Annotated in this window: 13 protein-coding genes and 1 tRNA gene; 10 read left to right on the top strand and 4 right to left on the bottom strand. The window is 63.1% G+C overall.

Features of this window, described 5'->3' with window-relative positions:
* The 3 genes from EYQ35_08455 to leuC all read right to left on the bottom strand — a co-directional run.
* Positions 1-558, bottom strand: a 558-nt coding sequence (locus EYQ35_08455; protein ID HIF64166.1) for a hypothetical protein, incomplete at its 3' end; no start/stop codon positions are given.
* 738 nt (positions 559-1,296) lie between these two features.
* Positions 1,297-1,890, bottom strand: a complete 594-nt coding sequence (gene leuD, locus EYQ35_08450) for a 3-isopropylmalate dehydratase small subunit (protein HIF64165.1) — start codon at positions 1,888-1,890, stop codon at positions 1,297-1,299.
* Between the two features lie 26 nt (positions 1,891-1,916).
* Complete coding sequence (gene leuC, locus EYQ35_08445) at positions 1,917-3,323, bottom strand: 3-isopropylmalate dehydratase large subunit (protein ID HIF64164.1); 1,407 nt, start codon at positions 3,321-3,323, stop codon at positions 1,917-1,919.
* 14 nt (positions 3,324-3,337) lie between these two features.
* Between leuC and EYQ35_08440 the strand changes: the two genes are divergently transcribed.
* Positions 3,338-4,933 carry an MATE family efflux transporter gene (locus EYQ35_08440; protein ID HIF64163.1) on the top strand — a complete coding sequence of 532 codons (1,596 nt, stop codon included), beginning with the start codon at positions 3,338-3,340 and terminating at the stop codon, positions 4,931-4,933.
* Between the two features lie 37 nt (positions 4,934-4,970).
* Here the strand turns inward: EYQ35_08440 and EYQ35_08435 are convergent, their stop codons facing one another.
* Positions 4,971-5,801 carry a class I SAM-dependent methyltransferase gene (locus EYQ35_08435; protein ID HIF64162.1) on the bottom strand — a complete coding sequence of 277 codons (831 nt, stop codon included), beginning with the start codon at positions 5,799-5,801 and terminating at the stop codon, positions 4,971-4,973.
* A 133-nt stretch (positions 5,802-5,934) separates the two neighbouring features.
* Here EYQ35_08435 and EYQ35_08430 point away from each other — a divergent pair, with 133 nt between their 5' ends.
* From EYQ35_08430 to EYQ35_08390, 9 genes are all read left to right on the top strand, one after another.
* Positions 5,935-6,369: a rhodanese-like domain-containing protein gene (locus EYQ35_08430; GenBank protein HIF64161.1), complete on the top strand. Its 435-nt coding sequence runs from the start codon at positions 5,935-5,937 to the stop codon at positions 6,367-6,369.
* 68 nt (positions 6,370-6,437) lie between these two features.
* On the top strand, positions 6,438-6,974 hold the full coding sequence (locus EYQ35_08425) for an Rrf2 family transcriptional regulator (protein HIF64160.1): 537 nt from the start codon (positions 6,438-6,440) through the stop codon (positions 6,972-6,974).
* The gene (gene sufB / locus EYQ35_08420; protein ID HIF64159.1) at positions 6,788-8,428 is read left to right on the top strand and encodes a Fe-S cluster assembly protein SufB; all 1,641 of its coding nucleotides are present in this window, start codon (positions 6,788-6,790) and stop codon (positions 8,426-8,428) included. The genes EYQ35_08425 and sufB overlap by 187 nt, the downstream gene beginning before the upstream one ends.
* A gap of 2 nt (positions 8,429-8,430) precedes the next feature.
* Positions 8,431-9,192, top strand: a complete 762-nt coding sequence (sufC, locus tag EYQ35_08415) for a Fe-S cluster assembly ATPase SufC (GenBank protein HIF64158.1) — start codon at positions 8,431-8,433, stop codon at positions 9,190-9,192.
* A gap of 35 nt (positions 9,193-9,227) precedes the next feature.
* A complete protein-coding gene (sufD, locus tag EYQ35_08410; protein HIF64157.1) occupies positions 9,228-10,598 on the top strand; it encodes a Fe-S cluster assembly protein SufD in 1,371 nt (456 codons plus the stop codon).
* A 17-nt stretch (positions 10,599-10,615) separates the two neighbouring features.
* On the top strand, positions 10,616-11,875 hold the full coding sequence (locus tag EYQ35_08405) for a cysteine desulfurase (protein ID HIF64156.1): 1,260 nt from the start codon (positions 10,616-10,618) through the stop codon (positions 11,873-11,875).
* Positions 11,868-12,317: an SUF system NifU family Fe-S cluster assembly protein gene (locus EYQ35_08400; GenBank protein HIF64155.1), complete on the top strand. Its 450-nt coding sequence runs from the start codon at positions 11,868-11,870 to the stop codon at positions 12,315-12,317. Before EYQ35_08405 ends, EYQ35_08400 begins: the two co-directional genes overlap by 8 nt.
* Positions 12,318-12,361: 44 nt before the next feature.
* A complete protein-coding gene (locus EYQ35_08395; protein ID HIF64154.1) occupies positions 12,362-12,979 on the top strand; it encodes a DUF59 domain-containing protein in 618 nt (205 codons plus the stop codon).
* A gap of 59 nt (positions 12,980-13,038) precedes the next feature.
* Positions 13,039-13,114, top strand: a tRNA-Lys gene (locus EYQ35_08390).
* The last annotated feature ends 14 nt before the right edge of the window (positions 13,115-13,128 follow it).

The raw sequence follows: 13,128 nt of genomic DNA, 5'->3' as shown, positions 1-13,128 counted from the left end.
GCTGGGAAGTGCCTCCCTCTGGACGTTCAGCCATTGGAGATCGCGACTTCGCTCGAAGGCGGCGGCTAGTTCGCTGGTTGCATTGACCACCGGACCATAGCGCCAGCAACGGTAGCTGGAGTCAGCTTTCCAACTCACCCGGTGTGTATTCAGAAAAACCGCCGGCCGAGGCTTGTGCGCGATCCATTCGTAGATTTGGCTACTGACATCTCCGAGATAGACGTCAGCTGATCGAATGTAAGTCATGTCGACACTCTTGTCGCTGCCAAGATCACAAAAGATATGTGGCGCGCGACTGTACTTGCCAAGATCGATATCGTGCCCCCGTTTTCGACACCTCTGGTTCAACACGAGGTGAGGCGCGAAGATGAGGTTGTAGGCATTCGACTCGAGAAAGAAATCGAGTACGGTGTGCCCCCAACGGTGCCAGGAGGAAAACTCGGGATCAAAATGGGGCGCGTATAAGACGACGGGTCGTTGTTCTGGAAAAGAAATTACTTCTGGCGGTGGGATGTGCCGGTAGAGATCCAGCTTCGGGAAGCCGACGATTGTCGTCATGTTTGAATGGAGACCACAATCTTCTTCGAGGCGCTTTCTGTGGTTACGCCCGGGCAGCAGAACGTGGTCGAAGTTTCGCAGCTCAGGGTCAAAACCATACGCACGGTCACCTACACCGTGGTCTTGAAAAACTAGTTTTGGTTTATGGACTCCGAGCCTGCGGATTTTGCGTGCGTCGTTATGGGATACGCTGACTATGCATTTCGCGTTACTAATCCAAGGCACACATCGCTTGAACATCGTGTATGGGGGAGGATGAGTTCGGCCGTAGAAGTTCATGAATCTATACCGCAACGGTAACGGTAGTCGGGGTATGCAGAGAGGGGTTTTATCGAAACCCTCGGTGATACGCTCGATCAACTTATAGGGGGCTTTCCCAGACACGAGCGCCAGCACTTCGAATTCATCCTGCATCCGTGCCAGCTCCAAGGCCGTTATGATCGTGTGCGGAATGTGGTGAGTCCCGCGAAGATAAAGGAAGCAGATGGTCGTTGTGTTCGTGGCTTAGCGTATAAGGTCATGTCCCTACTCGTGTTGAAGAATGTAGCACGCAATCGGGATGACCCATACTAGCTGGTTTTTCAAATTCTTCGTTTCTTTTCCATGGAGATCTCCCCACGTCGTGTTGTTGCGCTTTGGCGCGTCCACCAGTCGGGAGAGGAGACCAAGCCCCGCCCCCGGCCACTGGTGGATCGTCGTACGTGACCGACCCAATGAGCGTAAGTCCGCGCGCGGAGGTCAGTCGATGCCGTGGTCTTTTTCCCAACGCGTGATCGCCTCTTCGTGACGCAGCGTGAGCCCTACCTGGTCCCAGCCATGGAGAAGCCGGTCGCGCAGGAAGTCGTCGAGCTCAAAAGGGATTTCTTCGCCCGAGGGGGTCAGTAACAGCCGCCGCTCGAGGTCTACCTTGAGCGCGTAACCCTCGTTGGCCCGCAACTCCCCGAACAGCCTGTCGACGGTGTCTGCCGCCAGCGCGACGGGCAGCAGCCCGTTGTTGAAGCAGTTGTTGTAGAAGATGTCGGCGAACGAGGGCGCCACTATGCAACGAATGCCGTAACCCTTAAGCGCCCAGGGCGCGTGTTCGCGAGACGAGCCGCAGCCGAAGTTGTCGCGCGCGATCAGGATCGAGGCCCCCTGGTAACGATCGTGGTTCATCTCGAAATCCTGGTTCAGCGAACCGTCGTCGTTGAACCTCCAGTCGAAGAACAGGAACTCGCCGTAGCCGGTCCGCTCCACGCGCTTGAGAAACTGCTTGGGGATGATCTGGTCGGTGTCGGCGTGCTGGGCGTCCAGTGGCGCCAGCAGTCCGCTGAAGGTTTCAAACTTTTCCATTGCTGCCTGTTGTCCTGCCCGCGGGCCTACTTGTAATCCCAGTCACGCACGTCGGTAAAAGACCCCGTGACCGCCGCCGCGGCTGCCATCGCCGGGCTCACCAGGTGGGTGCGCCCGCCCTTGCCCTGGCGGCCTTCAAAATTACGATTCGAGGTTGACGCGCAGCGGTCGCCCGGGCTCAGAACATCGTCGTTCATGGCCAGGCACATCGAGCAGCCCGACTCCCTCCACTCGAAACCAGCCTCGGTAAATACCTTGTCGAGTCCTTCGGCCTCGGCCTGGGCCTTGACCTGTTGCGAGCCTGGTACCACCAGCGCCTGGTCTACCTGGGCGGCGACCGTGTGACCGGCGGCCACGCGCGCGGCCTCCCTCAGGTCTTCTATGCGGCCGTTGGTGCACGAGCCTATGAATACCCGGTTGACCGTGATGTCGGTCATTGCCTGTCCCTCGCGCAGGTCCATGTACTGCAGCGCGCGTGATGCCGTATCGCGCTCTGCGGTGTCGGACAGGTTGGCCAGGGTAGGGGCCTGGCCCAGGATGCCGGTGACCATGCCCGGCGAGGTGCCCCAGGTGACCTGTGGCTCCACATCGGCGGCGTTGAGCTCAAGGGTTTCGTCGTAGGTGCAGCCTTCGTCCGACGCCCAGGCCAGCCAGCCCTCGGCCATGCTGTCGAAGTCGCGGCCCTCCAGGTACTCGCGGCCCTCGAGGTACGCCACCGTCTTGTCGTCGGGCGACACCAGGCCCGCGCGCGCGCCGGCCTCGATGGTCATATTACATACCGTCATACGGCCTTCCATGGAGAGTTCGCGTATGGCGCTGCCGGTGTACTCGATCACGAAGCCTGTACCGCCGGCGGTGCCCAGGCGGCCGATGATGGCCAGCACGAGATCCTTGGCCGTGACGCCGGCTGCGAGTTGGCCGTCCACCTTGACCTGCAGCGTACGGGCAGCGCGGTTCAGCAGCGTTTGCGTGGCCAGCACGTGCTCGACCTCGCTCGTGCCTATGCCGAAAGCCAGGGCTCCGAAAGCCCCGTGCGTGGACGTGTGACTGTCTCCGCAGACAACCGTCATGCCCGGCTCGGTCAGGCCCAGCTCGGGACCGATGATGTGCACGATACCACTGCGCGGGTCGTGCATGTCAAAGCACGTGACCGCAAACTCCCTGCAGTTGGCCGCCAGCGTTTCAACCTGGCGGGCCGACAGCGGGTCGGCGATGGGCTGGTCACGCGAGGTCGTGGGTATGTTGTGGTCCATGGTGGCAAAGGTCAGCCCCGGCCGTCGCACGCTTCTCCCGGCCATGCGCAGTCCCTCGAAGGCTTGCGGCGAGGTCACCTCGTGAACGTAGTGACGGTCGATGTAGAGCACGGGGTCCTGGCCGGGTTCCTGGTGGACGAGGTGCTCGGCGCAGATTTTTTCGTAGATGTTGAGCGACATTGCGGGGGGATTGTATGTTGCCGGCCAGCAATTTCAACGAGACCGGCTGCTTGAGTGTTCGACTCGTGCGCGCAAGCGTGCCCGTTTTACGGCGGTGCAAGAGCTTGGCGGATAACGAAGAACGAGTGGATGTGGGCAAGGGCGACGCGGCGGGCGGCCTCGACGTGGACCAGCAAGCCGGGTTCGTTGCCGACGCCGAGGCTTCGCCGTCTCTGCCCTCGGCAGCCCTGGCAGCCCTGGCGGTGGGCGTGTCGCGTGCGCGCGGTGTTTTTGGTTCGCAGACCGGAACCAGCGCCGAGCTGTGGCAGCTGGCCTGGCCCGTGATGCTGTCGCAGGTCATGGTCACGGTACTCGGCCTGGTCGACATCGCCATGGTCGGGCGGCTGGGAGCGAACGAGCTGGCTGCCGCGGGTTACGCGACCCAGATGCTTTTCCTCGGCCAGTCGGCTCTTTTTGCAGTGGGTTTTTCCTGCGTGGCCATCGTGGCCCGCGCCATAGGGGCGGGCCGGCGCGACAGGGCCCGCCACGCCCACGCTGCGTCGCTGATAGTTGCCGTGGCCACCGCCGCGGCCATCGCCGGAGCGGTGCTCGTAAACCCGCGCTGGTTGCTGGGACTGCTCAACGCTGACGAGCTGGTAATAAACCTGGCCATTCCCTACCTGCGCATGATCATGGCCTCGATCCTCATGCTGGCGGTCTCGCTCACCATGGAGAGCGCGATGCGCGCCGACCGCGACACCACGACCCCGTTGCTCATCGCGTTGCTGGTGACGGTGGTCAAGGTGCTGCTCAACCTCGGATTGATCTTCGGCATGTTCGGTCTGCCGCGCATGGAGCTGGTGGGAGCCGGCGTTGCTACGCTGGTGGCCCAGGCGTTAGGACTGCTGCTGTTTATCAGCGTCGCCCGGCGCGCGAGCGGCGGGTCGCCCATGGCCCTGACGATTGCCGACTTCCGCGAATGCCGCGGCACGCTGCGCGAAGTCGCGCGCATAGCCGCACCAGGTATAGGCGAGAGAGTGCAACTGAACCTGGCCCTGCTGGTCTACTTCGCCGTACTCGGTCATTACGGCACCGTGGCCGTGGCTGCCTACACCGTGGGCGTGCGCGTGCTGGCGTTCTCGTGGATACCGGGTACTGGCCTGGCCGCGGCCGTGGCCACGCTGGTGGGGCAGTCGCTCGGGGCCGGTGATGTTGAACAGGCCGAGCGGGCCGGCTGGCGGGCGGCGCGCTTGTCGCTGATGGTAGCGGTGGTGGTCGGCGCCGTGGGCGCGTTGGCCAGGCAACCACTGGCCGAGGCCTTTACCGATGACCCTGCAACGCTCGAAGTACTGGTGCCCTTCATGCTCTGCGTGGCCCTTGCCCAGCCCTTGCTGCAGCTGCACTTCACGCTGGGCGGCGCGCACAGAGGAGCGGGTGACACGATGACGCCCATGCTCGCTGCCGCGGCGGGCAACTGGTTGCTCAGGGTGCCGCTGGCCATCCTGTTTTCGTGGGGGCTCGAGCTGGGGATCGTGTGGGTGTGGGCCGCCCTGGTGTTTGACCACGCGGTGCGTGCCGTGTGGTTGGTGCTGACCTTTAAGTCAGGTTCGTGGAAGACGGCGCGGGCTTGAGGCTTGCCGCAATGACGCTCGCTGCCTTGGCGGCCGGCTATTTCCTGGCGACCACGTAGGCCACCCAGGCGGGTTCGGCTGGTGCGTTGGGACGGCGACGATATACGCCGTTGCCCTCGCCGGTGTCCGAATCCTCGTCTTCCCAGTAAACCGAGCTCGACGAAAACCCGGCCTCTGCCAGCAGTTCGCTCAGCTCGGGAAGCGTCCACAGCCGCCAGCTGTAAGAAAAAGCGTTCTGCAGTCGGCTGCCGTCGCGAAAACGAAAGTGGATGCGAAACTCGCAGTCGTGGCTTATTGGGTCAAAGCGTTTCTGTTCCCAGATATAGGTAAAGCCTTTCTCGCGGCGCACGTCTTCGTGGTCTTCTTCCATGACCTCGCTGCCGCCCATCATGTCGAGCACCATCACGCCTTCTTTCTTGAGGTTGGCCCGCGCGCGCTTGAGATAAGTCACCAGTTCGGGCCTGGTCTTGAAGCACCAGAAGGAGAAGTTCTGCGCGGCCAGCACGTCGGCCTTGGGCCCGCGGCAGGACAACACGTCTCCCTCGCGCAGGTCAACGCGCGCAGACTGCTCGGGCTTGAGCTTGTCGATTATGTGTTCGTGACCCCAGGCAAGCGGCTCGGGGTCGAGGTCGACACCCAGCGCCTGGTTGTCGCGGTGACGACTCACCCATTCGGCACACACGGCGGCCGTGCCGCAGAAGTCTTCGCGCAGGTCACGCGGCGCGCCGTTGCCAGGGTAGGCGTTGCGGTAGGCACGGATAAAAAAATCGACGTCGCTCTCGGGCGATTGCACGGTGTCGAGGTAGAGCTGGTAGCGGTCGGACCGCGAGGCTATTGTTGGCCGGTTGGGGCGACGGGTCTTTCTCATGGCGGCAGAACATATGCGCGAACGATTCAGATGTACAGGTGGGCTGCGCGTGCTGGCCCTGGCAGTGACCGGCACCCTTATGGTGTCGGCGCCCGGCCTTGCCTTGCCCGCCGCTGCCGATAAGCTGCCGGCCATGAGTGCAAACAGGGTCACGCCAATCGAGGCAGCGGAAATGTTGGAGCAGGGCTACAAATATCTCGACGTCAGATCGCGGCCCGAGTTTGACCAGGGGCACCCCACCGGGGCCTGGAATGTGCCCTTGCTCAACGCAGGGCCGGGAGGCCGCATGCAGGCCAACGCGGACTTCCTGGCGGTGGTGAAGAGCAACTTCGCCACTGACGCCAAGCTGCTGGTTGGCTGCAAGAGCGGCGGCCGTTCGGCCAGGGCGGCGGAGATGCTGGCTGATGTCGGCTACAGCGAGCTCGTCGACGTCAGGGGCGGTTTCAGCGGTGAGCCCGACCCGGCCGGCGGGGTAGCGGTAGCGGGTTGGAAAGACTCCGGGTTGCCGGTGTCCGAGCAGCCCGAGGCGGGCCACAGCTACGCGGAACTACAGGGAAAAACAGACTGAAATCGGCCTATGGCGCGCCGCGTCGCTTCAATATTGACTTATCCGTATAGTTTAGTCACACTCCCCGTATGCATCTCTTTTCGCAGGAAGAATACGGCCTGCGTTGCCTTGCCCAGCTCGCCCGCTCCAGCGAGCGCGAGGGCCCGCTGCGCATACAGGACATAGCCGAGGCCGAGGGCCTCAGTCACGAGTACGTGGCCAAGCTCATGCGTGAGCTCAGGCGCGGCGGATTGGTGACGAGCACGCGCGGAGCGTCCGGCGGTTACCGCCTGGCGCGCGACGCCGGTGACATCAATGTCTGGCAGGCGCTGGGGGTTCTCGGGGGGTCGTTTTTTACAGACGAGTTCTGCGATTCTCATCCCGGCCAGTTGCGAGACTGCACCCACAGCGAGGACTGCTCCATACGTGCACTGTGGGGATGGCTCAGCAACCTGCTCTACACAGTCCTGCAGGACATCACGGTGGCCGACCTCGTGAACCAGGAGTGCCGCGTGGTCGAGTTACTCGACGAGCTCAAGCGCGAAGTGCAACTGCCGCCCAGTCCCTTCGCGGCATTGCCGGCTGGCGCCGGCCCGGAAGGCGAGGGCAACGGGGGCAAGGCGTGAGCCGCGAGACTACTACAGTTGACCAGGCGGTTGCCGATCACGCCGAATACGAGCACGGCTTTGTCACCGACATCGAATCGGACACCGCGCCGCCCGGCCTGACTACCGACGTCATACGCCTGATCTCGAGCAAGAAGAACGAGCCCGAGTGGCTGCTCGACATGCGACTGAAGGCTTTCGAGGGATTCGAGCGCATGGCCAAGCGCGGCGAGCCGGGCTGGGCCAAGGTCAACTACACGCCCATCGACCTGCAGTCGATCAGCTACTACTCGGCCCCGAAGGTGAAAGAAAAACTCGAGAGCCTCGACGAGGTCGACCCCGAGTTGCTGAGCACCTTCGACAAGCTGGGCATCCCGCTTCACGAGCAGAAAATGCTCGCGGGCGTGGCCGTTGACGCCGTGTTCGATTCGGTATCGGTGGCCACCACTTTCAAAGCGGAACTGGCCAGCCACGGGGTGATCTTCTGCTCCTTCAGCGAGGCGGTACAGAATCACCCGGAGCTCGTGAAGAAGTACCTCGGCAGCGTGGTGCCGGCTTCGGACAACTACTACGCGGCGCTCAACTCGGCCGTGTTTACCGACGGTTCGTTCTGCTACATCCCGCCGGGCGTTCGCTGCCCGATGGAACTGTCGACGTACTTTCGTATCAACGAGGCCAACACCGGCCAGTTTGAACGCACGTTGATCGTGGCCGACAAGGGCTCCTATGTGAGCTATCTCGAGGGTTGCACCGCGCCCATGCGCGACGAGAACCAGCTGCACGCGGCTGTGGTGGAGCTGGTGGCTCTCGACGACGCCGAGATCAAGTACTCGACGGTGCAGAACTGGTACCCCGGTGACAAGGACGGCAAGGGCGGCATCTACAACTTTGTTACCAAGCGCGGCCTGGCCATGGATCGCTCGCGCATATCGTGGACGCAGGTGGAGACCGGCTCGGCCATCACCTGGAAGTATCCCAGCGTGATCCTGCAGGGTGACGACTCGGTGGGCGAGTTCTACTCGGTGGCGCTCACCAACAATTATCAGCAGGCCGACACCGGCACCAAGATGATACACAACGGCAGCAACACGAAGAGCACCATCATCTCCAAGGGTATCTCGGTAGGCAAGGCCCACAACACGTACCGTGGACTGGTGCAGGTGGGACCCAACGCCGAGAACGCGCACAACTACAGCCAGTGCGACTCACTGCTGCTGGGTGACGAGTGCGGCGCGCATACTTTTCCATACATCGACGTGCGCACGCCCAACAGCCGGGTGGAGCACGAAGCGTCGACCTCGCGCATAGGCGAAGAACAACTCTTCTACCTGGCCCAGCGGGGCATAAGCGAGGAAGACGCGGTGTCAATTATAGTCAATGGATTCTGCAAGAGGGTGTTTCGCGAACTGCCCATGGAGTTTGCGGTAGAGGCCCAGAAGCTCATGGAAGTGAGCCTCGAAGGAGCGGTAGGATGAGTTTGCTGAGCGTCAAGGACCTTCACGTATCGGTGGCGGGCAACCGTATTCTTAACGGCCTCGAGCTGGAGCTCGAAGCCGGGCAGGTGCACGCCCTCATGGGACCCAACGGTTCGGGCAAGAGCACTCTTGCCCTGCTGCTGGCCGGGCATCCGGCCTACAAGGTCGAAAAGGGTAGTGTCAGTTACCAGGGGCGCGACATGCTCGACATGGCCGCCGACGAGCGAGCACGCGAAGGCGTGTTTCTTTCATTTCAGTACCCGGTGGAAATTCCCGGCGTCTCGACCGGCTACTTCCTCAAGGCAGCGGTCAACGCCGGCCGTCGTCATCGCGGCGAAGACGAACTCGACGCCATGGATTTTCTTGAGATTGCCCGCGAGCAACTCAAGCTGGTGGGCATGGACGAGGCCTTTCTGCATCGCTCCTTGAACGAGGGTTTTTCGGGCGGCGAAAAGAAACGCTGCGAGATATTCCAGATGGCGATGCTCGAGCCCAGGCTCGCGATACTCGACGAGACCGACTCTGGCCTCGACGTTGACGCGCTGAAGGCCGTGGGCTCGGGAGTAAACGCCCTGCGTACTCCCGAACGCGGCATGCTGGTCATAACTCACTACCAGCGCCTGCTCGACTACATAGTGCCCGACCGCACGCACGTGCTCATGGGCGGGCGCATAGTTCGCAGCGGCGGCGCCGAGCTGGCCCGCGAGGTTGAGCAGCGCGGCTACGGCTGGCTCGAAGAGGAGGCGGCGGCCTCGGCTGCCTGAACTCAATGGCCGGCGAACACGCAGTAAGGCATTTTATGCAGTTGTGGCGCGATGGCCGCGGCGGCAGTGAGCCTGCGTGGCTCGAAAAGCTGCAGCGCACGTCGATGGTTGACCTGCGCGTGGACGGCTTTCCGGGCGTGCACGACGAAGACTGGATGTATACCGCCTCGGTGGCCACGCGCGCACTAGACGAACACGACTGGCAGCCGGCGAGGATGCTCGCAGCTGGCGAAGCCGCGGGCGATTTAGCGGCCGGCTTTGCACGGGCCGCCCACGAGCGCGGCGCAGACCTGGCGTTCTTTGTCGACGGCCGCTTGTCGGCCGAGCTTTCGAGCGCGGGCGTCGGTGGCGGCGCTGGCGGGGGCGCCCGGGTAATTGGCCTTGCCGCAGCCCTGGCCGATAGCCCGGCAAACGGCGAACACGCGGCGCTGCTCGAACGCCACCTGGGCGGGGCGGCCGATCACCAAAGTGTTATCACCCAGCTCAACACCGGCTTGTTTGGCGACGGTGCGCTGGTGCTCGTGCCCGATGGCTGCGCCTGCGAGCGAGCAGTTGAGCTGGTGTTCTTTTCGACCGGTAACGAGGTCGTCGCGCACCCCCGCGTGCTGGTGGTGGCCGGTGCCGGGAGTTCGCTCGATCTCACCGAGCGCTACGTGGGCGTAGAGGCGGAGAGCGAGTACGGGGGCCGGAGCAGGGCCGTGACCAACCCGGTGACCGAATTGTTGCTCGAGCGCGACGCGCGCGTGACCCACCTGCGCTTACAGGACGAATCGAAAGAAGTCGTGCATCTCGGTCGCATAGAAGCCCGTGTGCAGCAGGGCGCCGAGTACAACTCGCAGGTGCTGGTCACCGGCGGACGCCTGGTGCGCTGCGAAGTCAGGGTGAGGCTGGAGGGTCAGGGTGCGCGTACCGTGCTGCGTGGCCTGTCGTTGGTCAAAGGACGACGGCTCGCCGATTTTCATACGCTTGTTGATCATGTTGAGCCGGGTGGAAGCTCCGATCAACTTTATCGCTCTGTGCTCGACGGCTACGGCCGCGGTGTGTTCACCGGTCGCGTGGTAGTCCACGAGGGCGCGTCGCAGAGCAAGGCCGGGCAGCGCAACGACGTCTTGCTGCTCTCGGACGGGGCCCACGCGAGTTCGCGGCCTCAACTCGAAATCTACAACGACGACGTATCGTGCACGCACGGCGCGACCACAGGGCAACTCGACGAGCGGAGCCTGTTTTACCTTCAGCAACGTGGCTTGTCGGTAGACGAAGCTTCGTCGTTGCTGGCCCGCGCCTTTGCCACCGAGGCCTTGCAGGGAGTCTTGAAGGGCGAGCTGCTCGGCGAGCTTGAGAAGCTGGTGGCTGGCAGGCTGGCGGCCGGCGGCACGGATGTCGGGAGTAACGAGCTGCAATCGTGAGCACTACAGGACAGAAGATCGACGAGGTCGAAGCGGCGGTGGAGCGCCTGGTCAGCCAGTCGCTGGCAGATCTGCGCGCGGACTTTCCCGCGCTTGACCAGCAGGTCAACGGCTACCCGCTGGCCTACCTGGACAACGCAGCCACCACCCACAAACCCCGCCAGGTCATCGAGGCTGTTGCCAACTACTACGAGCGCGACAACTCCAACGTGCACCGTGGAGTGCACGAGCTCAGCCAGCGGGCGACCGTGGCGTTCGAGGCCGCGCGCGAAAAGGTCCGTGCTTTTATAAACGCGGCCAGCAAGGACGAGATAGTCTTTACCCGTGGCACCACCGAGGCCATAAACCTGGTGGCCAACGCCTGGGGCGGAGCCAACCTGGGCGAGGGTGACGAGATACTGATCACCGAGCTTGAGCATCACAGCAACATCGTGCCCTGGCAGATGCTGGCGCAGCGCAGTGGCGCGGTCGTAAAGGTGGCGCCCATCAACGACGCCGGCGAACTTGAGCTGGAGGCCCTGGCCGACTTGCTGTCGCCGCGCACGCGCATGGTGGCTCTCAACTACGTTTCGAACACACTGGGGAGCATAAACCCGGTGGCCGAAGTCGTGCGCCTGGCCCACGACGCGGGCGCGCTGGTACTGGTGGATGCCGCCCAGGCCACGCCGCACCTGGCGGTGGACGTGCAGGAGCTCGACTGCGACTTTCTCGCCTTCTCGGGGCACAAGGTTTACGGCCCCACTGGTATCGGAGCCCTGTTCGGGCGCGCCGAGTTGCTCGAAGCCATGCCACCGTGGCAGGGCGGGGGCGACATGATCGAACAGGTGAGTTTTTCGGGCAGCACCTATGCCCATCCGCCGGCACGATTCGAAGCCGGCACGCCCAACGTGGCAGGAGTGGTCGGCCTGGGTGCGGCCATCGACTATCTCGAATGCGCGGGCATCGAGCGGGTGGCCACGCACGAACACGAGCTGCTCGACTACGCCGAAGGCCGGCTGCGCGAAATACCAGGGTTGCGTATCGTTGGCACGGCGGCTGAGAAAACCGGCGCGCACAGCTTCGTGATCGAAGGAGTGCACCCGCACGACATAGGTACGGTGCTCGACAGTTTCGGCGTGGCAATACGCGCCGGCCATCACTGCACCCAACCCCTGATGGAACGCCTGGGCCTGGTCGCGACCGCGCGTGCCTCGTTTGCGCTGTACAGCAATCACGACGACGTGGACCGGCTCATCGACGCGCTGTTGAAACTCACGGAGTTGTTTGGCGATGGATGACCTGAGGCAACTCTACCAGGAAACGATACTCGACCACGGTCGCCGTCCGCGAAACTTTGGCGCCATGGACGATGCTACGCACCAGGCCGACGGCTACAACCCGCTGTGCGGCGACAAGGTGCACTTGTATCTCAAGGTAAACGACGGCGTTGTTGAAGAGTTGAAGTTCGAAGGCCAGGGCTGCGCCATATCTACCTCGTCGGCTTCGCTGATGACCGAGGCGCTGAAGGGTCGCAGCGTGCAGGAAGCGCGGGACTTATTTGCGCGGGTGCACGCGATGCTCACGGGTAAGCAGATTGATGATGAGGCCGGTAAGCTGGGCAAGTTGGCCGTGTTCGAAGGGGTGAAAAAGTACCCGCTGAGAGTAAAATGCGCCACGCTGGCCTGGCACACGCTTGAGAACGCGCTGGCCGGCGGCGGCGAGGTGGCCAAGACAGAGTAGTAATTGCCGGGAGCCCTGTTCGGGTGCCGGCGCGGGATGAAAAAATGGCAGAACGATTGAAAGACGAAGAACTGGCTAAGGCTGTAGTGTCGGTCGACGACGCAGCAGCGGATGGCGGCGCTGCAGATACGCGCGCTGCTGATACACGCCTGGCCGATAGCAGCGGCTATCCCGGCAAGCCGCCGGTGGCGCCCGAATCGAGTGCCGGTGGTGGCTACTCGGGCCGCGGGGGATTCGAATCTCCCTTTGACCGCGAACCCGACCTGGGCGACTTCCACGGAGGCGGCGACCCCTACAATGGTGTTGACCCCGCGTCGCTCGCGCCCCCGCCAGGCGAGTTGGCAGGCCCCGAGCTCACCGGCCCGGCGGTCGAGGAGGTCATAGAGGCGCTGCGCACGGTCTACGATCCCGAGATCCCGGTAAACCTCTACGACCTCGGGCTGATATACGACATACGCGAAGGCCCCGAGGGCACGGGCGTGCGCATCTGCATGACGCTCACGACTCCCGGCTGCCCGGTTGCCGGCAGCATGCCCGGCATGGTAGAGACCGCCGTCTCTGCCGTCGACGGTCTGGACGACGTCAGGGTGTACCTCGTGTGGGATCCGCCGTGGTCGATGGAGATGATGTCGGCCGCCGCGCGAATACAGCTCGGCATGTAAATCCGCGGCTTCTTGCCTCTTCTGCCGGTTCCCACTAGACAGCAACGTTCAACGAGTACGGGCCGTTAGCTCAGTTGGTAGAGCAGCTGACTCTTAATCAGCGGGTCGCAGGTTCGATCCCTGCACGGCCCACCACTACTGGTGAAAAT

The sequence above is a fragment of the Candidatus Binatota bacterium genome (assembly GCA_012960245.1).
GTDB lineage: Bacteria > Desulfobacterota > Binatia > UBA1149 > UBA1149 > UBA1149.
This window is presented reverse-complemented; position numbering and strand designations above follow the sequence as displayed.